This is a genomic window from Aromatoleum evansii, from assembly GCF_045689615.1.
GTDB classification, from domain to species: Bacteria; Pseudomonadota; Gammaproteobacteria; order Burkholderiales; family Rhodocyclaceae; genus Aromatoleum; species Aromatoleum evansii.
In genome coordinates, this window is record NZ_CP141259.1 from 2,073,385 (window position 1) to 2,091,034 (window position 17,650).

29 protein-coding genes are annotated in these 17,650 nt (G+C 63.1%); 23 read left to right on the forward strand and 6 right to left on the reverse strand.

Features of this window, described 5'->3' with window-relative positions:
• Window positions 1-16: 16 nt before the first annotated feature.
• The 5 genes from U5817_RS09515 to U5817_RS09535 form a co-directional block, all read right to left on the reverse strand.
• A complete protein-coding gene (locus tag U5817_RS09515) occupies window positions 17-208 on the reverse strand; it encodes a hypothetical protein (RefSeq protein WP_407280573.1) in 192 nt (63 codons plus the stop codon).
• Window positions 205-630 carry a hypothetical protein gene (locus U5817_RS09520; RefSeq protein WP_407280574.1) on the reverse strand — a complete coding sequence of 142 codons (426 nt, stop codon included), beginning with the start codon at window positions 628-630 and terminating at the stop codon, window positions 205-207. The genes U5817_RS09515 and U5817_RS09520 overlap by 4 nt, the downstream gene beginning before the upstream one ends.
• Window positions 624-800 carry a hypothetical protein gene (locus U5817_RS09525; RefSeq protein ID WP_407280575.1) on the reverse strand — a complete coding sequence of 59 codons (177 nt, stop codon included), beginning with the start codon at window positions 798-800 and terminating at the stop codon, window positions 624-626. Before U5817_RS09525 ends, U5817_RS09520 begins: the two co-directional genes overlap by 7 nt.
• Window positions 797-949 (reverse strand): hypothetical protein, encoded by a 153-nt coding sequence (locus U5817_RS09530; RefSeq protein ID WP_407280576.1) that lies wholly within the window; start codon window positions 947-949, stop codon window positions 797-799. The genes U5817_RS09525 and U5817_RS09530 overlap by 4 nt, the downstream gene beginning before the upstream one ends.
• A gap of 198 nt (window positions 950-1,147) precedes the next feature.
• Window positions 1,148-1,336, reverse strand: a complete 189-nt coding sequence (locus U5817_RS09535; protein WP_407280577.1) for a hypothetical protein — start codon at window positions 1,334-1,336, stop codon at window positions 1,148-1,150.
• 240 nt (window positions 1,337-1,576) lie between these two features.
• On the opposite strand from U5817_RS09535, the gene U5817_RS09540 reads away from it, so the two are divergent.
• Complete coding sequence (locus U5817_RS09540; protein WP_407280578.1) at window positions 1,577-2,395, forward strand: hypothetical protein; 819 nt, start codon at window positions 1,577-1,579, stop codon at window positions 2,393-2,395.
• Window positions 2,396-2,829: 434 nt separating this feature from the next.
• Here the strand turns inward: U5817_RS09540 and U5817_RS09545 are convergent, their stop codons facing one another.
• Complete coding sequence (locus U5817_RS09545; RefSeq protein ID WP_407280579.1) at window positions 2,830-3,687, reverse strand: hypothetical protein; 858 nt, start codon at window positions 3,685-3,687, stop codon at window positions 2,830-2,832.
• Between the two features lie 215 nt (window positions 3,688-3,902).
• Here U5817_RS09545 and U5817_RS09550 point away from each other — a divergent pair, with 215 nt between their 5' ends.
• From U5817_RS09550 to U5817_RS09655, 22 genes are all read left to right on the forward strand, one after another.
• Window positions 3,903-4,259 carry a hypothetical protein gene (locus tag U5817_RS09550; RefSeq protein WP_407280580.1) on the forward strand — a complete coding sequence of 119 codons (357 nt, stop codon included), beginning with the start codon at window positions 3,903-3,905 and terminating at the stop codon, window positions 4,257-4,259.
• A gap of 76 nt (window positions 4,260-4,335) precedes the next feature.
• Window positions 4,336-4,482 carry a hypothetical protein gene (locus U5817_RS09555; protein WP_407280581.1) on the forward strand — a complete coding sequence of 49 codons (147 nt, stop codon included), beginning with the start codon at window positions 4,336-4,338 and terminating at the stop codon, window positions 4,480-4,482.
• Window positions 4,482-4,607 carry a hypothetical protein gene (locus U5817_RS09560; RefSeq protein ID WP_407280582.1) on the forward strand — a complete coding sequence of 42 codons (126 nt, stop codon included), beginning with the start codon at window positions 4,482-4,484 and terminating at the stop codon, window positions 4,605-4,607. Before U5817_RS09555 ends, U5817_RS09560 begins: the two co-directional genes overlap by 1 nt.
• On the forward strand, window positions 4,607-6,223 hold the full coding sequence (locus tag U5817_RS09565) for a DUF4942 domain-containing protein (protein WP_407280583.1): 1,617 nt from the start codon (window positions 4,607-4,609) through the stop codon (window positions 6,221-6,223). Before U5817_RS09560 ends, U5817_RS09565 begins: the two co-directional genes overlap by 1 nt.
• Window position 6,224: 1 nt before the next feature.
• Window positions 6,225-7,142, forward strand: coding sequence for a hypothetical protein (locus U5817_RS09570; protein ID WP_407280584.1), 918 nt, complete (start codon window positions 6,225-6,227; stop codon window positions 7,140-7,142).
• A 16-nt stretch (window positions 7,143-7,158) separates the two neighbouring features.
• Window positions 7,159-7,686, forward strand: a complete 528-nt coding sequence (locus tag U5817_RS09575; RefSeq protein ID WP_407280585.1) for a hypothetical protein — start codon at window positions 7,159-7,161, stop codon at window positions 7,684-7,686.
• Window positions 7,687-7,714: 28 nt separating this feature from the next.
• Entirely contained in the window at window positions 7,715-8,302 is a 588-nt protein-coding gene (locus tag U5817_RS09580) for a RusA family crossover junction endodeoxyribonuclease (protein ID WP_407280586.1), read from the forward strand.
• 9 nt (window positions 8,303-8,311) lie between these two features.
• The gene (locus U5817_RS09585; RefSeq protein WP_407280587.1) at window positions 8,312-8,491 is read left to right on the forward strand and encodes a hypothetical protein; all 180 of its coding nucleotides are present in this window, start codon (window positions 8,312-8,314) and stop codon (window positions 8,489-8,491) included.
• A gap of 244 nt (window positions 8,492-8,735) precedes the next feature.
• Window positions 8,736-9,272: an HNH endonuclease gene (locus U5817_RS09590; protein WP_407280588.1), complete on the forward strand. Its 537-nt coding sequence runs from the start codon at window positions 8,736-8,738 to the stop codon at window positions 9,270-9,272.
• Between the two features lie 37 nt (window positions 9,273-9,309).
• Window positions 9,310-9,474 carry a hypothetical protein gene (locus U5817_RS09595; RefSeq protein ID WP_407280589.1) on the forward strand — a complete coding sequence of 55 codons (165 nt, stop codon included), beginning with the start codon at window positions 9,310-9,312 and terminating at the stop codon, window positions 9,472-9,474.
• Window positions 9,471-9,884 carry a recombination protein NinB gene (locus U5817_RS09600; protein ID WP_407280590.1) on the forward strand — a complete coding sequence of 138 codons (414 nt, stop codon included), beginning with the start codon at window positions 9,471-9,473 and terminating at the stop codon, window positions 9,882-9,884. Before U5817_RS09595 ends, U5817_RS09600 begins: the two co-directional genes overlap by 4 nt.
• Window positions 9,877-10,167: a hypothetical protein gene (locus U5817_RS09605; protein ID WP_407280591.1), complete on the forward strand. Its 291-nt coding sequence runs from the start codon at window positions 9,877-9,879 to the stop codon at window positions 10,165-10,167. The genes U5817_RS09600 and U5817_RS09605 overlap by 8 nt, the downstream gene beginning before the upstream one ends.
• 193 nt (window positions 10,168-10,360) lie before the next feature.
• Complete coding sequence (locus U5817_RS09610; protein WP_407280592.1) at window positions 10,361-10,933, forward strand: hypothetical protein; 573 nt, start codon at window positions 10,361-10,363, stop codon at window positions 10,931-10,933.
• Window positions 10,933-11,136, forward strand: a complete 204-nt coding sequence (locus U5817_RS09615; protein ID WP_407280593.1) for a hypothetical protein — start codon at window positions 10,933-10,935, stop codon at window positions 11,134-11,136. Before U5817_RS09610 ends, U5817_RS09615 begins: the two co-directional genes overlap by 1 nt.
• Window positions 11,137-11,464: 328 nt before the next feature.
• Window positions 11,465-11,635 (forward strand): type II toxin-antitoxin system HicB family antitoxin, encoded by a 171-nt coding sequence (locus U5817_RS09620; RefSeq protein WP_407280594.1) that lies wholly within the window; start codon window positions 11,465-11,467, stop codon window positions 11,633-11,635.
• Window positions 11,635-11,952: an HNH endonuclease gene (locus U5817_RS09625; RefSeq protein WP_407280595.1), complete on the forward strand. Its 318-nt coding sequence runs from the start codon at window positions 11,635-11,637 to the stop codon at window positions 11,950-11,952. The genes U5817_RS09620 and U5817_RS09625 overlap by 1 nt, the downstream gene beginning before the upstream one ends.
• 79 nt (window positions 11,953-12,031) lie before the next feature.
• Window positions 12,032-12,367, forward strand: coding sequence for a hypothetical protein (locus U5817_RS09630; protein ID WP_407280596.1), 336 nt, complete (start codon window positions 12,032-12,034; stop codon window positions 12,365-12,367).
• Window positions 12,368-12,369: 2 nt separating this feature from the next.
• Window positions 12,370-14,046: a terminase large subunit gene (locus tag U5817_RS09635; RefSeq protein WP_407280597.1), complete on the forward strand. Its 1,677-nt coding sequence runs from the start codon at window positions 12,370-12,372 to the stop codon at window positions 14,044-14,046.
• Window positions 14,043-14,210 carry a hypothetical protein gene (locus U5817_RS09640; RefSeq protein WP_407280598.1) on the forward strand — a complete coding sequence of 56 codons (168 nt, stop codon included), beginning with the start codon at window positions 14,043-14,045 and terminating at the stop codon, window positions 14,208-14,210. Before U5817_RS09635 ends, U5817_RS09640 begins: the two co-directional genes overlap by 4 nt.
• The gene (locus tag U5817_RS09645) at window positions 14,210-15,424 is read left to right on the forward strand and encodes a phage portal protein (RefSeq protein ID WP_407280599.1); all 1,215 of its coding nucleotides are present in this window, start codon (window positions 14,210-14,212) and stop codon (window positions 15,422-15,424) included. The genes U5817_RS09640 and U5817_RS09645 overlap by 1 nt, the downstream gene beginning before the upstream one ends.
• An 11-nt stretch (window positions 15,425-15,435) precedes the next feature.
• Entirely contained in the window at window positions 15,436-16,086 is a 651-nt protein-coding gene (locus U5817_RS09650; protein WP_407280600.1) for an HK97 family phage prohead protease, read from the forward strand.
• A 68-nt stretch (window positions 16,087-16,154) separates the two neighbouring features.
• Window positions 16,155-17,606 (forward strand): phage major capsid protein, encoded by a 1,452-nt coding sequence (locus U5817_RS09655; protein ID WP_407280601.1) that lies wholly within the window; start codon window positions 16,155-16,157, stop codon window positions 17,604-17,606.
• The last annotated feature ends 44 nt before the right edge of the window (window positions 17,607-17,650 follow it).

Sequence of the window (17,650 nt, forward strand, 5' to 3'; positions counted from 1 at the left end):
CCTCTTTCAGGTGGGGCTATTCGACTTCTGCGGGCGCCTGCGCCAGATAGAACGGACTCTCACCGCAGTTGATCGCGTTGATGGCCTCGATCGCCTGCTGCCGGCTTGCGTGCTCGCGCGCCGCGATCTTGTTGGCGGTGTCGGCGTCGAGCCACTGCATGAAGGCCACGAGGGCAAGCAGGGCGGCGATGAGGAGGGCGTTTTTCATGACGCCTCCTGCTCGACCAGATACCCCGCCTCATCCTCTCTCTCCATGCGGTCGAGCCGGATCTCCGCTTCCTTGTCTGCGCCGCGGCGGATCGAGGCTTCTGTCGCCGCGAACAGCTGCCCGCCGAGCTTCTGCAGCAGCAGGCCGAGCTGGGAGCTACCTGTCTGTCCGTTCTCCAGAATTGCGGCGGTCTTGGCCGCTATCTCTGCGATCGTCGCGTCCATCGCGTTGTATTCGGCCTGCAGAAAGTCGCCCTGCGCATCCGAGATCCACGCGAGCGACGCCATGCGCTCGGCGAAGATGAAGTCGGAGATGACCTTCACCGCCTCGGGCCTCGCCTCCCGGCGGGCTTCTTCGCGGTGCATGTCGGGCGGCATGCGGTCGCCAGGGCCCGGCACGTGCCGGTGGTTCTGGATCAGCATTGGATTGCCTCCGGTTGAAGTGCGCCGCAGATCCGGCGCTGGACGTGAAATGGAACGCCGCGAGCGGTCATGCGGCGTAGTGCAGCGTTCGGACTCATGCCGAACGCGAGGCCGGCGGAAATCTCGTCGCAGAACTGGCGCATGTGCCAGTCGATACGCTGTTCGGTCATCGCGGCAGCGCCTTCTTCGCGGTCTTGATCGGGCTGCGGCCGTGGGCCATATGCAGCGCCTGAATCACTTTCAGCGGGGAGAACGCGGGGGCTTTGTGCTCCCGGCCGTCGTTCAGGTCCTCGCGGGCTTTTCTGTGCGTCAGCAACATGCTCAGGTCCTCCGGTGAAGGTGAGATCCGATGTGCCAGCCCGCGCAGTGCGGGCAGTGGTACGGGGTGATGCGTTGGCAGTGCTTGCTCGCGCTGCGCTTAGCGACCTTGCGGGCCTGCGCCAGGGACACGAACCGGTGCTTCCCGTGGCATGTCGCCGTGATGTCGCTCGCGTCGCCTTTGAGGGGTAGAGCCATATCAGCGGCGCTCCGTCCGGATCGTCCGCGTCAGGCTGCCGGTGATGGCTGCCGTGACCTTCTCGGCTGCCGCCACGAATGCAGAGCCGACCACACACGCGACCAGCAGCGCAGCGATGACGCCGAACACCACCATCAGGCCGCGATCGCGGCGGCGGGATTCAATGTGGTGACGGGGGAGGTTCGACATTTGCTACTCCGATCGACAGCGTGGGTGCGCTTGCTGTTGATCGAACAATAGCAACTGCTGTTGAGTGTGTCAATAGCAACTGCTGTTGAGGCGGGCTTATGTCACAGACGTGTTCGGCCAGATTCGATCCCGGCACAAAACGGGACAAATGTCACGCGCATCGAGGGCGCATTTGGCTATGGTGGATACGCGCCGATGAAACTACGGTGTAAATACAGATAACCGTGTCATGGAGGGGTCATGAAAACCAAATACCTTCTGCTTATCCCGGTCGCCGTCGTCGCCGTCGGATGCGCATCGCCGGCGCCAGTCGCGACGAATTTCCCGTTGTCGCACCAGAAGGTTGCACGTACCGCTCATCACTGGGATGTCGTCGCCGAGGATGTCGTCGGGCAGACGCTCCAGGCGATTTCAGCGAAACCGCAGCTGCAGTCGCGTGGCGTGTATGTCGCGCCCGCGAAGAGCACGGCATTCAACGCCGCGTTCCGCGACTTCATGGTGACGCGCCTAGTCAATGCCGGCGCGAACGTGGCGGTATGCCGGACCAAGAGCACCGGCGCGGGCGGGTTTGCCGCTGACGGGCGGGACGTCGAGATCATCTACGATACTCAGCTCGTCGTGCACAGCGACCGCGCCCCTGCATACCAGCCGCCGGCCCTCACGGTGCTGGCGTCAGGCGTGGCCGTCGTGCGAGAACTGGCAATCGGAGGCGAGGGGGTCGCTGCCACGCTGAGCGGCGTCGCGCTTGCGGAATGGTGGGCGGGCTATGCGGCGAGGCCGACCCGCAGCGAGATCATCGTCACGACGACGATCGCCGAGCAAAATCGATTCGTGGCGCGTCAGAGCGACGTCTATTATGTGCCGGACGGCGATGCGCGGCTCTTCATGCAGCGAGTGGCGAGCAGGGCGTTATGCCCAGAGGATGACAGGCAGGCAGGCAATTCTACCGAAGAAGCGGAGATCGATTCCGAGCTAGCCCGCCAGGACATGATCGAGCGGGGTATGGCGAGGGTCAATCCAGGATGGAAGAAAACCGGAGGATTTTCGTACTCCTACTGAGATCACCTCATAAAAAACCCTGATGTCTGCATGGCTGAGCCGTGCGGCTGCTCGTGGTATGCTCCGGCGCCATGAGCAGCACGACATCAGGCGGCAATGCGTAAGCCGCGCCTATACAGCATACAATCCAGACACGCCAGAGAATGCGAGCAGCTCCTAACTGAGCTCCTGGCTCTCGCGAAAGCGGGCCGAATCACCGGGATCAATTGGTCAATCGTGACTGACGACAGAAAGGTTCTGTCGGGGGCCTCTGGCGTCATGGCGAAGGACGAAAACCTCGCGCTGTTCTCAGCCTTCAGAAAGGCGACAAAGCTGGCGATCGGGAAGAAGTAATGCAGGCGCGGAGCGGACACTCCGCGTAGCCTGCGTCCAGACGGCTGCGGGACCCTCAAGAGTCCCCCGGCACAGGCGAACTGCATGCCACTCCGCCCGCTTCACGCGGGTTTCTTTTTGTTCGCCTCCGCTTCGCCGGTACCCATCTCGACCGTTAAGTCTCTGTCCTTCACGATTTCCCCGCCAGGCAAATCCAACTCGTTTTTCGAGCGCACATGCTCCGGCATCGCATGCGGCCCTGAAAGAATTGACCGGATCCGGTCCCTGGCGGCTGACTCATCACCGACGAGATCGTCGAAGGTCACCCCAAGCGCGCCCAAGACTCCAGACACCGCCGCTTTGACCACCTCGTAGGTAACCTCGCGAGAAACATATTTTGCTGCTCCTTCCTCGGCCGGTAAATTGGTCGAAGGTAATACGCGCGTGTCGTATTTAACAGCGGATTCCTGAAACTCGGGGCCTTCGGTATCCAACCAGCCAACCGGAAGCCCTCCGGCGCGCTCCAGGCGGCGCGCAGCCTTCTCCCCAATATTGCGCGCTGCCTTGCCTACTTCGGGCGCTAGCTGGCGGATGTAGCTCGGATTGAGCGGGCGCTCTCCTGCCGGCACGAGCTGCGTGTAGTAATCGCACCACTTCTCCACGTTCCCAAGGGAATGCGGGTCTGTATCGATCCAGTGCCGCAGCCGGCGGCGTCGAATTTCGGCCATGTCCATCTGACCATTGTGGGCAGGCAATAGCAAATGCTGAACAAGCAACTGCTGTTGATTTTCGCAACAGCAACTGCTATTGTTTTTCCCATGTGGAAAGAAATCATCTCCGACCTGATGGCGACCGGACTGAAGCAGCACGAAATCGCTGCTCTCGTCGGTGTGTCCCAGGCGCATATCTCCGACCTGTCGCGCGGCGAGCGCGGCAAGCGGATCGGGTTTGAAATCGGGAAGCGCCTGCATGAGCTTCATCAGCAGCGATGCACGCAGGCCTCGAACGTGGCCTCCTGATCTGGGTGTCGCATGAAAAACCATTGCTGTCTCCTCTCCCGCTGTCGCGGGCTGTGCCTGGGGGTCATCTGATCCCCGGGCACTTTTTTTTGGACCAAGAGGGACATGCAACGCCATGCAATCGGCGTCAAAGATTCGCAACAGCAGTAGCGGCAACAGAGAGAGGAGAGGACACCATGCAACGCGAAATGCCCATGATGGCAGCGGCGCGACGGCCCAAAGAGGTCGAGCCGAAACTGCTCGAAATGTGCCGGCACCGCCTCGACGCGATCCGGCTGTGCATCCAGCTTTCCGGCCTGTCTCACGAGACGATCGCGGAGGAGTTGGGGCTCGACAAGGGGCACCTCTGCCGGATCCTGCAGGGGAAGGCGTACTTCCCTGACACCCGCACGATCAAGCTCATGGAGCTGTGCGGAAACATCGCCCCGATGCAGTGGGAGGCGCAGGCGATGGGCTACCAACTCAGCGCCGACAGCAAGGCGCAGCGGAAAGCGGAACTGATGGCGGAACTCGCCGCCCTGGAGGCCGCATGACCACCATCGCCCACTGGCTTGCCGCGCGCGTCCACGCCGCACTTCTCTGGCTCATGCCGATTTCGGAGGAATGAACATGCCCAAGATCCCGAAGGGAGACGGCCCGACGATCGCGTACTTCTTCCTCCTGCTGGCGATGATGGTCCTGATGTTCGTCGGCGTGTTCGTCGGGGTGAAGGGCTTCGGCGAGCTGCTGAGCGTGATGATGTGGGCGGGGATGTGATGACCGCACAGATCATTTTCCTGGCCGATGTGCGCGAACGCCGCGCGCGGGTGCGCTGCGCCATCACCTTCGATCCGGTCGAGATCTGGCGCGGGTGGTTCGGGTTCTGGATGGGGATGCGGTGATGGGTGCCTCAGACCTGATCGGCGGCGACGAGTCCGACTGGATCGCCTCCGAGTTCTTCGCGCCGGCCGCGACCGACATGGTCGACGGGTTGATGGGCCAATACCTCAGCATGCGCCGCCGCGTTGAAGAGATGGCCGAGATGATGACCGGCGAGACTGCCGGGGCGCTCAGCTACTTCCTTGAGGCGAACGCTCGCGATCAGCGCTACGGCGCGCCGAGCATTGGCGGGCTGTTCCAGGTTGATCGCGCCCTTGCTGCGCTGAATGCCGCGTACTGGTCAAAGGCGATGAACCTGACCGACGTGCTCGACGCCATGCCGCAGGCCCGCCGCGACGAGTGGAACAAATCCATCCGCGAGCATGCGACGCCGGAATTCGAGGAAGAGACGGTGCGCGCGACGCTGCAGGATCTATTGATGTCGCGCTCGAAGTTCTTCGCCGAGCGCGTCGACGGGATCTTCCGGGCGCTCTCGGGCGAGCACGTCACGAACAGCCCGATGGGATTCGGCAAACGCATGATCCTCGCGGGCATCCATAACGGCTACAACAGCACCGAGCGCGTCGGCTACATCAACGACCTGCGCTGTGTCATCGCAAAGTTCATGGGGCGCGACGAGCCGGGCTGGAATGCATCGAACGCCGTCGTGGATGCCGCGCGCCGCGACCATGGAGAGTGGATCACGATTGACGGCGGGGCGCTTCGCCTGCGCGTCTATCTGAAGGGCACGGCACACCTCGAAGTGCACCCCGACATGGCCTGGCGTCTGAACTGCGTGCTCGCGCAGCTCTATCCGACCGCAATCCCGTCCGAGTTCCGCCAGAAGCCGAAGAAGAAGCTCAAGGAATTCGAGATGATCCAGCGCCCGTTGCCGTTCGCGGTACTGGAGGTGCTGGCCGATATGGAGCCCGCCTACACGGTCGAGAAAACCGACAACTGGCGCAATCCGCATCGGCACATTCCGATCCCAAACGCGGCACGCTTTCGCTACGGCGCGGACACGAAGGCCGGACGCAGCGAGGCTGAACACATCCTCGCGTCGATCGGTGGCGTGAAGGCCAAGGAAGGGCATTGGCAGTTCGACTATCCGCCGCAGGACGTCATTACCGAGATCGTGTGCAGCGGATGCATGCCGGACCAGAAGACGCACCAGTTCTACCCGACCCCCGAGCGGCTCGCGCGTATCGCCGTCGAGCTGGCCGAGATCGGGCCGGACGATACCGTGCTCGAGCCGTCTGCAGGGATCGGAGGCATTGCCGACCTGCTTCCGCATGACCGCATGCGCTGCATCGAGATCAGCGACCTGCACTGCAAGGTGCTGCAGGCGAAAGGGTACGACGCGACACGCGCCGACTTTATGGACTGGCACACGAGGACGCGCGACCGCTTCGACCGTGTCGTGATGAACCCGCCATTCAGGGAAGGCATGGCGCTGGCGCACCTGGAGGCCGCTGCGGCACTCATGAAGGAAGGCGGTCGGATCGTCGCAATCCTGCCGGCCAGCATGCAGGGAAAGGCGTTGCTGCCAGGGTGGGCGCATGCATGGTCGCAGACCTACACCGGGGAGTTCGCCGGGACGGGTGTTGCGGTCTCAATTCTGACGGCGGAGCGGCTCTGAGATGGCTGAGTCTTGGGTCCGCTTATGGGCCGGCATGACACTCAATGCGAAGTGGCAAACGATCGCCAGGAAGAGCGGACAGCGCCGCAGCCTCGTCATCGCGATGTTCACGCACCTTCTGATGATCGCCAACGAATCGGATCCGCGCGGCAGTCTCGAAGGTGCAGACATCGAGGACATCGCGTCCGCACTCGATGAGGATGAAGAGGCGATTCAGGCGATCTGGGACGTCCTGATCGGGCGCGCGATCGACCCCGAGACGCTCAGACTTACCGGGTGGGAAAAGCATCAGCCCGCTAGGGAAGACGCAATTACCCCGACAGCGAAAACAGCCGCCGAGCGGAAACGTGACCAGCGCGAGCGTGAGCGAATGTCACGCGATGTCACGCAGAGTCACGAGCAGTCACGCGATGTCACGCAGAGTCACGCACCAGAAGCAGAAGCAGATACAGAAGCAGAAAAACCTATCCCTCCAGAGAGAGAAGTCACTGTCTCTGGAGAGGGGGGGCGCGAAGAGCCGCTGCCATCTCTCTCCCGCAAGGGACTCGTCTGCAGACTGCTCCGTGATGCAGGGATCGCGGATGCAGCCCCGCACCACCTGGCCGACGAGACATGGGACGCGCTGCTCACGAAGCGAACTGACGAGGAGATCGTCGAGTTCGCGAAGGTGAAGCTCAGCGCCAAGCAAGGCCATCGCATCGGGCTGAAGTACCTCGCTCCCGGGCTCCTTGAAGACCCCACGCCGATCACCCCGAACGCCCGCGGCTCCCCGCCAGGTCGCCGCATGACTCGCGACGAGAGCCGAACGATCGCCGCATCGACCCGCCTATCCGATTTCCGCGCCGCGTGCGCCGAAGAGCAAGGAGCCGCAGATGAACGCACCATCGAAGCGACCGCCCCTCCGCGACTCGTGGGTTGAGCGGATCTTCGACCGCATGCAGGGCCTGTACGGCTCGCTGTGGGTTGATCGCTGGCGCACCGGGGAGACGGTGGAGCGTGCTGGCCGCACGTTCGACCGCGGTCTGCTGCTGGCGAAGGCGACGTGGGCCGAAGAGCTTGCCGGCTTCAGCGACATGCCCGATCGGATCTCGAAGGCGCTGGAGGCATGCCGGCATCGGAACATGCCTCCGACGCTGCCCGAGTTCCTCGACCTCTGCCGGCAACAGCACGGCGACGCGCCGAAAGCGCTCCCAGCTCCGCGGCTGTCTGCTGACGAGGTTGCCCCGCGCATCGCAGAGCTCGCGCGGAAGGTGGCGAAGCCGCAGATCGGCGACACGGGGTGGGCGAGGGGCGAGCCGCCGTTCGTCCGCGGCCCATGGGAGAGCGCGATCATCGAGCTCGCCGAGAAGGGCGATCCGCGGTTCATTGCGATCCTGCAGGAGCACGTCGCGAACGGCGTAATCCGCAGCGAGCGTGCCCGGGCGGCGCTGGGCAGGGAGACGGCAGATGCCGCCGCTGCATGACAACGAGAGGACCGACATGGACCGCGGAATGGAAACGAACCTGTCTTTGCCGCTGGGTCGCCAGGCAGCCGAAGGAAGCACGGCAGGCCTTCTACGTGACTTGGGCGAAGCGGCACGGGGAAGCGTCGGCGAGGGCGCTGCTCGAGGATGTGAAGCGGGCGCACCGCTCGACATCAGCTTCGTGATCCCCGGCGAGCCGAAGGGCAAGGGCCGGCACCGCTCGCGCATCGCGAAGATGGGCGACGGCAAGCAGTTCATCGCCAACTACGCACCGAAGGAAACCGTCGAGTACGAAAACCTCGTGCGCATGGCGGCGAGCCGAGCGATGGCGGGCCGGGCGCCGAGCGAACTACCGGTACTGGTCGAGCTCGTCGCGACCTGCTCGGTGCCGGCAAGCTGGTCGAAGAAAAAGCAGGCCGCCGCGCTGATGGGCGAGGTGATGCCGACCGGAAAGCCCGACCTGGACAACATCGAGAAGGCGGTCATGGACGGCATGAACAAGATCGTTTTCCGCGACGACGCGCAGGCCTGCCGGGTGGTGAAGGGGAAGCGGTACGGGGAGCGTCCGGGCGTCTTTGTCCGGGTGGTTGAACTACATGCGCGGTCTGCGCGCTGAGGAGAAAAAGTGGAAACCTACATCACCTTCATGTTCTGGATGGGCTGCCTGTCCGTGTTCATTCGCTCGCTCTGGCTGCACGGCGAGCATCCGAGAATCGTCAAGACGTCGATCGGTGCCGACGCCTTCGGGTTTATCGCGTCGATCGTGCTGCTCGCCTGGGTCTCGTACCTGAAGTTCTGGATGTAGCCGGAGCCGCTATGACCCACCCCGAACTCGTCCGCATTGCCGAAGTGCTCTACGCGCAGGACCGCGAGTATCTGAAGATGCGGGTGTTCGGTTCCGATGCGGGCGATAAGTAGATGTTGGAGGCTAAATGAGAGCGCCACCTTCATTCGAGAAAGTGACAAAGGAATGCATGCGCTGCGGCAAACCCGTTACGCGCGCACCGTCGCTCATGAAAAAGTTTCGGTACTGCTCTAGGGTGTGCCTCATGAACCGTGTGACCAGAAAGTGTGAGCACTGCGGAGGTGATTTCACGCGTCCGGCCTCGCAGATGACAGAAAGCGCGCGCTTTTGCTCGAAGGCTTGTTATGACATGGCACAGACGACTGGTGAGCGTGAAACGTTCATGTGCGAGTGCTGCGGCGAAACTTTCATGCGGCTCAAGTCGTGGAATCCTGAGAGCCAACGCCGGTTTTGCTCCGACGGGTGCCAACGCATTGTGATGGTGCGTGAGCAACACCCGCGATGGAAAGGTGGCATATCCATTGATTCAGATGGCGCTGAGATTACCTATATGCCACGGAAGGGCGTTGTCGCCAATTACATCCGCACGCACCGCAAGATTGCGTCGGCTGCGATCGGGAGACTGTTGGATCGCCATGAGCATGTACTGCATATCAACAATGACATAGACGATAACAGGCCGGAAAACCTGTTCATCTGCGGCAGTGTGAATGAGTGCCTGCGACGGATTTACGGCTCTATGTCGTGGCCGACGAAAAGCAATTTGGCAGCGTACAAGTAATGGCTTCGCGGCTCGTCGTGATGATGGGAGAGACGGGATGAACGGCACCAGCTACCGCGCCAGCATGCGCGATCTATGCGCAGAGCCTCGCTACTGCTCGCAATGCCGGAAGACGAAGCCGCGCAAGGGCGGCAAGGTGCTCGGGATCGAGAACAACCGCGAGCGGTGGATCTGCGCGGACTGCGCGAAGGTGCGGGGATGACTGCCCTGTACCGCGAATTCGTGCTCCGCGCGCCCGACTCCGCGAAGGCGCTCGTCGCCTTCCTGAAGCAGAACGCCGGGGCCGCAGTCGATTCCGGCCGCCCGCTGCGCGTGATCGTTACCGACGACGAAAAGAAGAGGAACAGCGAGCAGAACAAGCGCCTGTGGAAGGCCGTGTACGAGCAGATCGCGGCGCAGGCCTGGGTGAATGGCCGTCAGTTCTCGAAGGATGTATGGCACGAGTGGTTTGCCGACAAGCACATGCCCAAGACCGAATTCGTGATGCCGGACGGCGAGATCCGTTCCCGGCGCAAGAGCACGGCAGAGCTGACTGTTTCGGAGTTCAGCGAGTACATGAACACGGTCGAGGCCGAAGCGGCGACCGAACTGGGGGTGATCTTCCATGAGTAGCGCAGCGAAACGACACATGGGCCGCGTGGCTGCTGACGGCTGCGCGATCTGCCGGCGCATCGGGTATGGGCACACGCCCGCAGAGGTCCATCACGCCCGCGACGGGGTCGGAGCCGGGCAGCGCAACAGCGACTGGATCGTGACTGGCCTGTGCCCCGAGCACCATCGCGGCGCAAACGGCGTGCACGGGCTCGGCGTGAGGGCCTTCGAGCGCACCTATGGGGTGACGGAGCTGGAGCTCGTCGCCGAGACGCTCGAGCGCCTGTACGGGGCGCAGCAATGAACACCGCCGACGAGCTACTGACCATCCCAGCGCCGCCCGGATGCCGCGACTGCCGGAACCTGGAGCAGCGCACGACACATGGCGTGCAGCGCTGCCGGTGCGTTGAGCGTCATCCGATGCACGACCCTTGTGCGTGGCATAAGGCTCGAACCCCTTCCATCTGCGCCCCAACAACGACGACAGGCCCCCACCGATGACCACATCTCTCGCCCCGGTCTTCCACAGCACGCACGCGGCGCTGACCTTCGCGTACAACTACTCCCTGCAGCAGTACGACGCCCCGCCGATGTCCAAGCTCATGCGCGGCGCTATCGGCAGCGGAAAGGGCCTCGTCGGGCTCGACGGCGCCGGGCAGTCTGGGTTCGTTCGCGCGGAGGTCGGGCAGCTCCCCGTCGAGCAGCAGATGGTGATCGCCGCCCGCTTCGCGCCGGCCTTCGAGGATTGCGACTGCGGCCGGGCTTGCTGCAGCGGGAAGACGGCGGGCCGGGAGTGGTCGAGCGCCATCGAGTGGCTGACCTCCTACGCCATGCGCGCGGCCCTCGCCGGGTGCGTGTCGCACCATCGGCTGCGCCAGGCGCTCGTGATGCGGGCATTCGGGCGGAAGGCTGCGAGCTTGGACGAACTCGCCGATATCGCGAGCGTGCATCGGAACACGGTGAGCGACCAGAACCAGCGCGTGCAGAAGTGCATGCGGGAGATCGAGGCCAAGGCGCAGCGCGCGATCGATGATAGGCTGCGGAATTGCGGGATGGTGGGGGAAGAGTGATGGATACGAACCGTCGAATCATTGAGGCAGAAAAGCAGATCGCCGCGATACTGGCGAAGCTTGAATCTGAAACCGGGATGATTGTGGAAAGGCTTTCAGTCGAGAACATCGAGACAACCGGCATTGATGACGTCAGGCGGCAGCTCTCCCGGCGTGTCGAGATCGAAATGATGATGCAGCCGGGGTCGAACTGGATCGCCTGACAGAAACATCCACGTCTATTGACTGTGCATTCCGATCAGCGTATAAGCCGAAATCAGATACACGGGAGAAGTCCCGATGCAGCCCGCCTCCGAAAGGTCGTGGGCTTTTTTGTTTCCATCCGAAGGCCGGGCTTGCTGCGGATGTACCCGTATGGGAGCAGGTAGCGTGCGAGTGGCGATCGCTTAATCGGAACAGTCAAGCCGACTACGTCAGTTCCAGGATGCATCACCCCGTAAGGAGGTTGATCGATCCGAGCAGGTGGAAGGCCTGCAGTCGTCGTGAGACGCATCATCCGGCACCCGGACCCATACATCGCGAGGTGGCGCCATGCAGCTCGATCACGCGGAATGCTGGCTGCACGAGACGGAAGACGGCGAGTGGATCGCTACCTGTCCGGACCTTCCGGACATCTGCGGAGGCGGCGAGACCGAGCAGGAAGCACTCGACGTGCTGACCGCCGAGATCTGCGACTACATGCGCCGTGTGGTGCGGCACTGATGGGCAGGCTCCAGACGCTCAAGCCGAGGCTCCAGACGCTCGGCGGTGGGACGATGAAGACGCTCCCGCGCATCGGTGCAACGCCACGGCAGCGCGGCTCGGGATGGATGAAGCGTCGAGCATGCTGGCTGCGCGAGCACCCGCTGTGCGTCGAGTGCGAGAAGCTCGGGCTTGTCACTGCTGCAACGGAGGTGGATCACGTTGTGGCGCTGGCCGACGGCGGCGCTGACGACGACAGCAACCTTCAGTCGCTGTGCGGCGACTGCCACAAGGTGAAGACGGCGCGCGAGAACTCAGCGAGGGGTAGGGGGGGGTAAAAGTCTGCAGCCTGTTAGGCTGGAAACCGCGCTCCCTCGCACGCACGGAATCAAACCCCCATTTCAAAAGGGCAATCAAATGGCCGGAGTAAAAGGCAGGAGCGGCGGCGCCCGTCCTGGCGCCGGCCGTAAGCCCAAGAAGCGCGTCGACGGCGACGTGGCGAGCACGAAGCAGAAGAAGCCCGTCCCGATCCAGCAGGGCGAAAAGGACATGCTCGAGCTTCTGCAGGACATCGCCCTCGGCAAGACCGAAGCGACCTCGCTGCAGGTTCGTGCGGCCATCGCGGCGGTGCAATACACGCACACGAAGCGGCACGACGGCGGCAAGAAGGATGAGCAGGCCGAAAAGGCGAAGAAGGCGGCCGGGAAGTTCGCCTCCGCACTGCCGCCGAAGCTGGTCGTCAATAACCGCTGACCATGCCGGAATGGAAAACCTCCTGCCCTGACTGGGCGGAGCGGCTGCGCTCGGGCCGATCGATCATCCCGCCGCCGGTATTCCCGGAGACGGCAGAGCAGGCGCTTGCGATCTTTCGCGAGCTGCGCATCGTGGATGCTCCGGGCAGCCCGACCTTCGGCGAGGCGTGCGCGCAGTGGGTGTTCGACCTGGTGGCGTCGATCTTCGGCGCCTACGACCCGGAGAGCGGCCGGCGGGTGATCACCGAATGGTTCATCTGCCTGCCGAAGAAGAATTCGAAGTCCACGATTGCGGCCGGGATCATGATGACGGCGCTGATCCTGAACTGGCGGCAGTCGGCCGAGTTCGCGATCCTCGCGCCGACGATCGAGATTGCGAACAACAGCTATGCCCCTTCTCGTGACATGGTGCAGAAGGACGACGACCTGGACGCGCTGATGCACGTTCAGACACACATCAAGACGATCACGCACCGCGAGAGCGGCGCGATGCTGAAGGTCGTCGCAGCCGACAGCAATACGGTCGGCGGGAAGAAGTCGGTCGGCACGCTGGTCGATGAGTTGTGGCTCTTCGGCAAGCAGGCCGACGCCGAGAACATGCTGCGCGAGGCGATCGGCGGCCTGGCGTCGCGGCCAGAAGGCTTCGTCATCTACCTGACGACGCAGTCGGACGATCCGCCGGCGGGCGTGTTCAAGCAGAAGCTGCAGTACGCCCGGGACGTGCGCGACGGGAAGATCGACGACCCGCGCTTCGTGCCGGTGATCTTCGAGCACCCGCCGGAGATGGTCGAGCGGAAAGAACATCTGCTGCTCGAAAACATCCCAATGGTGAATCCGAACCTCGGGTATTCGGTTGATCGCGAGTTCATCGAGCGGGAGTTCCGCAAGGCACAGGCCGGCGGCGAGGAATCGTTCCGCGGTTTCATGGCGAAGCATGCGAACGTCGAGATCGGCCTCGCGCTGCAGTCCGACCGATGGGCTGGTGCCGACTTCTGGGAAGACGCAGGGCAGTCAGGCCTGACGCTCGACAGCCTGCTCGCGCGCTGCGAAGTGGCTGTGGTCGGCATCGACGGCGGTGGCCTGGATGACCTTCTCGGGCTCTCCGTAGTAGGCCGCGAGAGCGGAACAGGAAAGTGGCTGCACTGGGCGCATGCGTGGGCGCACCGGATCGTCCTGCAGCGCCGGCAAGAGATTGCCCCGCGGCTGCGTGACTTCGAAGCACAAGGCGACCTGACCATCGTCGAGCGCCCGGGCGATGACGTCGTGGCCGTCGCCGACATCGTCTGCCGCATCCGCGACCTGGGCCTGCTGCCCGAGGAAAACGCGATCGGCGTCGATGCGGCGGGGATCGGCGACATCGTCGACGAGCTCCTGACCGATGAGCGCGGCATCGACCGCAAGCAGATCGTCGCCGTCTCGCAGGGCTGGAAGCTCAACGGCGCGATCAAGACGACGGAGCGGAAGATTGCCGGCGGCGAGATGCTGCACGGTGCATCGCCGCTGATGGCGTGGTGCGTCGGGAATGCACGCATCGAAGACAAGGGCAATGCGATCACGATCACGAAGCAGGCCAGCGGGAAAGCCAAGATCGATCCGCTGATGGCCACGTTCGACGCGGTGTCGCTGATGGCGCTGAATCCGGCCTCTGCCGGCAAATCATTCTGGGAAGTGGCCGCATGAAAGCAAAGCTGATCGCCGTGGCGGCCGACTGGTGTCCGGACGCACTGATGGCCGCCGGGGCCGTGGCCGTCTCTTACGGTGCATGGATGGTGTATGCGCCTGCGGGCTGGATCATAGGCGGGCTGTTCGGGATCGCCGCGGGCGTGCTTGGGAGCCGTCGGTAATGGGATTCCTTTCGCGAGCGCTGGAGCGTAAGGCGAGTGACCCGCTTGCGCTGTGGGCGGAGATCGCCAAGTCTGGCCGATCGTCAAAGGCCGGCGCGACGATCAACCTGGACACTGCGCTTCGCGTGGCGACGTGGTTCGCCTGCGTGAAGGTTGTTTCGCAGGGATGTGCACAGGTGCCGTTCAAACTGTTCCGCGAGTCCGAGGAAGATCGCCTGACGAAGATCAAGCCCGCGCGCGACATGCCGCTGTACGACCTGCTTGCAACGAAGCCGAACGACTGGCAGACCAGTTTCGAATTTCGCGAGCAGTTGGTGATCCACGCCATGCACGGCAACGCGTACGCATGGAAGAATCGGATATCCAGCGGCATCGCGGAGATGATTCTGCTGGATCCGGGCCGAATGTGCGTGGAGCAGCCCGACGAGTTCGGGCCGGCGCAGTACAAATACTCGCTCCGCAACGGGCAGGTGCTGCTGTTCCCTGCGGAACAGATCTGGCACGTCCGCGGCTCGTCCTGGATCGGCTACGCTGGCATGGATGTCCTAAAGCTGGCGCGCGAGGCGCTCGGCCTGGCGATTGCCACCGAGGAAAGTCATGCCGGTCTGCATGCGAACGGGGTCAAGTCGTCTGGTGTCTATTCCGTGGACGGGACCCTCTCGACTGATCAGCAGGCGAAGCTGGTCGCCTGGCTGAAAAAGGAAGCGCGGGAGAACGTCGGCGCTCCAATGGTATTGGACCGCAGCGCCAAGTGGCTCGCCACGACCATGACCGGAATGGATGCGCAGCACCTCGAGACGCGTCGCTTCCAGATCGAAGAGGTTTGCCGGTTCGCAGGCGTATCGCCGTTCATGGTGTTCCATACCGAGAAGGCGCCAACCTACGCCAGCGCGGAGCAGTTCCAGATCCAGCACGTCGTGCACACGCTGAGCCCGTGGTATGCCCGTATCGAGCAATCGGCTGACGCGAGCCTGCTCACGGAGAAGGAGCGCAAGCAGGGCCTGTACTTCAAGTTTGTCGCCGCCGGCCTGCTTCGCGGCTCCATGAAGGATCAGGGCGAATTCTTCGCCCGCATGCTCGGCGCCGGAGGTACTCGCCAGGTGCTGACGCAGGACGAGATCCGCGCACTACTCGAATTCAATCCGATGGGCGGAGACGCTTCGGCATTGCACGCGCCCACTGGAAGCCAGCCAGACCCCGCCCCTGCGGACTGAAGGAAGAGACCATGACTACCAAGACCATCGACTTCGCTTACGACCTCAAGGCGACCGGCGACAGCGGCACATTCGAGGGGTACGGCTCGGTCTTCAGTATCGAGGATCGTGGCGGTGACATCGTCGCGCCAGGCGCCTTCACCGAAACGCTGTCGGCGGCAAAGTCCGCCGGGAGGATGCCTGCGATGCTGTGGCAGCACCGCCAGGCCGAGCCGATCGGCGTCTATACATCGATGGAAGAAGACAGCGTCGGCTTGCGCGTGAAAGGGCAACTTGCCCTCAAGACGGCACGCGGCGCCGAAGCGTACGAACTCATGAAGATGGGGGCGCTCAGCGGATTGTCGATCGGTTACCGGGTGCGCGACGACAGCTGGGACCGCGTCACGGGCGTGCGCACCATCAAGAAAGCCGATCTGATCGAGCTTTCGCTGGTCACCTTCCCGATGAATGACGCCTCGCGCGTGTCGTCGGTAAAGGGGCAAATCGAAACGCTGGAAGATCTCAAATCCGCGGAGCAATACCTGCGTGAGGCAGGCTTGAGCCGCACGGAAGCCAAGGCGTTTATCGCCAGGGTGAAAAGCCTCGGACAGAGCGATTCTGATGGGGGCGACATGCAGCAAATCGTCGAAGCGCTACGGCGCAGAGGCGCGGCGCTGGCCTGAAAGCCTGCCAACAGCATCAACCAAACCGACCGCCGCAAGGCGGTTTTTTCATTCTGGAGACCGCAAAAATGAAAGCAACGCACTTCAAATTCGGCATTGCTGCCGTCCTTCTGCTGGCCATGGGTTCCGCCATGGCTGGCGTTCCCATCTTCTCGCCCGACATCATGGCAAGCCTCGCGCTGCTCGGCGTCGTCGGCAACATTGAGTTGATCGAGATCAAAAAGATCATCGACCAGCAAGGCGAGGCGTGGGCCGAGTTCAAGAAGACAAACGACGAGATCCTGAAGGCGAAAGCCGAAGGGAAGGCTGTCGGAGATCTCGAGACCAAACTCGCCAAGATCAGCGCCGACATGGAAAAGCTCGCCGACCTCAAAGAGCAGTTCGATGCCATCGAGAAGAAACTCGCCCGCCCGAAGACCGACAGCGAAGTGAAGGCCGAAGCGGATTTCGCCTCCGAGCTGAAATCTTTCAACATCGCCCTGCGCGCCGACTGCGCGAGCAAGGGGAAGGCGGTCCCGGCTGAATTCGATGCCGAGGGCTACCGACTCTATAAGTCGGCATTCTTCAAGCTGGTGGCCGGCGTGCCGGTCGATAACCTGGAGTCGAATGAGCGCAAGGCGCTGCAGGCCGGCTCTGATCCGGACGGCGGTTATTTCCTGCCGCACGCCACCATAGGTCGCGTCGTGGGCAAGGTCTATGAGCAGTCGGTGATGCGCCAGATCGCATCGGTGCAGACCATCAGCACCAACGACATCGAGGGCATCGTCGACAACAACGAAGCCGACGCCGGCTGGGTGTCTGAACTCGGTACGCGCTCCGATACGACCACGCCGCAAGTGGGCAAGTGGAAGATCGAGGCCTTCGAGATGTACGCCATGCCCAAGGCGTCGCAGAAGATCCTCGACGACGCCGCCACCGATGTTGAAGCCTGGCTTGCCGGCAAGATCGCCGACAAGTTCGCGCGCGTTGAAGGGACGGCATTCTGGACCGGCAACGGCGCCGGCAAGCCGATGGGCTTGGCGTCCTACGCAACGGCCGCCACTGCCGACTCCAGTCGCTCGTGGGGCACCTTCGAGCACGTCAAGACTGGGACGAACGGCGATTTCAATGCAACCACCAAGGGCGACCCGCTGCACGATCTGATCGGTGCATTCAAGGATCAGTACCTGCAGAACGCGAACTTCGTGATGCGTCGCGAGGTGCGGACCAAGATCCGCAAGCTGAAGGAAGCGACGACCGACCGCTATCTGTGGGAGCCCTCCATGCAGGCCGGAACTCCGGATCGCCTGAATGGATACCCGGTGCGCATCGATCAGTACATGCCCGCGCTGGCTACGGACAGTCTTTCTCTCGCTCTCGGCGACTTCAAGGAGGCGTACCAGATCGTCGATCGCATGGGCATCCGCACGCTGCGCGACCCCTTCACCGCCAAGCCGTACGTGGTGTTTTACAGCACGAAGCGGACCGGTGGTGGCGCGGTCAATTTCGAGGCCATCAAGTTCCTGAAGTTCTCCGCCTAATCGGCACGGCGCCGCTTTCCGGCGGCGCCATCCACCTCATTCTC

Bases quoted from the DNA above. Each gene is read 5' to 3' on its own strand.
- U5817_RS09540 (WP_407280578.1), top strand. From the start codon at position 1,577: ATGAAAACCAAATACCTTCTGCTTATCCCGGTCGCCGTCGTCGCCGTC.
- U5817_RS09595 (WP_407280589.1), top strand. From the start codon at position 9,310: ATGAACGGCACCAGCTACCGCGCCAGCATGCGCGATCTATGCGCAGAG.
- U5817_RS09550 (WP_407280580.1), top strand. From the start codon at position 3,903: ATGCAACGCGAAATGCCCATGATGGCAGCGGCGCGACGGCCCAAAGAG.
- U5817_RS09620 (WP_407280594.1), top strand. From the start codon at position 11,465: ATGCAGCTCGATCACGCGGAATGCTGGCTGCACGAGACGGAAGACGGC.
- U5817_RS09625 (WP_407280595.1), top strand. From the start codon at position 11,635: ATGGGCAGGCTCCAGACGCTCAAGCCGAGGCTCCAGACGCTCGGCGGT.
- U5817_RS09640 (WP_407280598.1), top strand. From the start codon at position 14,043: ATGAAAGCAAAGCTGATCGCCGTGGCGGCCGACTGGTGTCCGGACGCA.
- U5817_RS09605 (WP_407280591.1), top strand. From the start codon at position 9,877: ATGAGTAGCGCAGCGAAACGACACATGGGCCGCGTGGCTGCTGACGGC.
- U5817_RS09655 (WP_407280601.1), top strand. From the start codon at position 16,155: ATGAAAGCAACGCACTTCAAATTCGGCATTGCTGCCGTCCTTCTGCTG.
- U5817_RS09560 (WP_407280582.1), top strand. From the start codon at position 4,482: ATGACCGCACAGATCATTTTCCTGGCCGATGTGCGCGAACGCCGCGCG.
- U5817_RS09570 (WP_407280584.1), top strand. From the start codon at position 6,225: ATGGCTGAGTCTTGGGTCCGCTTATGGGCCGGCATGACACTCAATGCG.
- U5817_RS09530 (WP_407280576.1), bottom strand. From the start codon at position 949: ATGTTGCTGACGCACAGAAAAGCCCGCGAGGACCTGAACGACGGCCGG.
- U5817_RS09575 (WP_407280585.1), top strand. From the start codon at position 7,159: ATGCAGGGCCTGTACGGCTCGCTGTGGGTTGATCGCTGGCGCACCGGG.
- U5817_RS09615 (WP_407280593.1), top strand. From the start codon at position 10,933: ATGGATACGAACCGTCGAATCATTGAGGCAGAAAAGCAGATCGCCGCG.
- U5817_RS09650 (WP_407280600.1), top strand. From the start codon at position 15,436: ATGACTACCAAGACCATCGACTTCGCTTACGACCTCAAGGCGACCGGC.
- U5817_RS09515 (WP_407280573.1), bottom strand. From the start codon at position 208: ATGAAAAACGCCCTCCTCATCGCCGCCCTGCTTGCCCTCGTGGCCTTC.
- U5817_RS09555 (WP_407280581.1), top strand. From the start codon at position 4,336: ATGCCCAAGATCCCGAAGGGAGACGGCCCGACGATCGCGTACTTCTTC.
- U5817_RS09535 (WP_407280577.1), bottom strand. From the start codon at position 1,336: ATGTCGAACCTCCCCCGTCACCACATTGAATCCCGCCGCCGCGATCGC.
- U5817_RS09610 (WP_407280592.1), top strand. From the start codon at position 10,361: ATGACCACATCTCTCGCCCCGGTCTTCCACAGCACGCACGCGGCGCTG.
- U5817_RS09525 (WP_407280575.1), bottom strand. From the start codon at position 800: ATGACCGAACAGCGTATCGACTGGCACATGCGCCAGTTCTGCGACGAG.
- U5817_RS09600 (WP_407280590.1), top strand. From the start codon at position 9,471: ATGACTGCCCTGTACCGCGAATTCGTGCTCCGCGCGCCCGACTCCGCG.
- U5817_RS09545 (WP_407280579.1), bottom strand. From the start codon at position 3,687: ATGAAGCTCATGCAGGCGCTTCCCGATTTCAAACCCGATCCGCTTGCC.
- U5817_RS09635 (WP_407280597.1), top strand. From the start codon at position 12,370: ATGCCGGAATGGAAAACCTCCTGCCCTGACTGGGCGGAGCGGCTGCGC.
- U5817_RS09520 (WP_407280574.1), bottom strand. From the start codon at position 630: ATGCTGATCCAGAACCACCGGCACGTGCCGGGCCCTGGCGACCGCATG.
- U5817_RS09630 (WP_407280596.1), top strand. From the start codon at position 12,032: ATGGCCGGAGTAAAAGGCAGGAGCGGCGGCGCCCGTCCTGGCGCCGGC.
- U5817_RS09645 (WP_407280599.1), top strand. From the start codon at position 14,210: ATGGGATTCCTTTCGCGAGCGCTGGAGCGTAAGGCGAGTGACCCGCTT.
- U5817_RS09565 (WP_407280583.1), top strand. From the start codon at position 4,607: ATGGGTGCCTCAGACCTGATCGGCGGCGACGAGTCCGACTGGATCGCC.
- U5817_RS09580 (WP_407280586.1), top strand. From the start codon at position 7,715: ATGGAAACGAACCTGTCTTTGCCGCTGGGTCGCCAGGCAGCCGAAGGA.
- U5817_RS09590 (WP_407280588.1), top strand. From the start codon at position 8,736: ATGAACCGTGTGACCAGAAAGTGTGAGCACTGCGGAGGTGATTTCACG.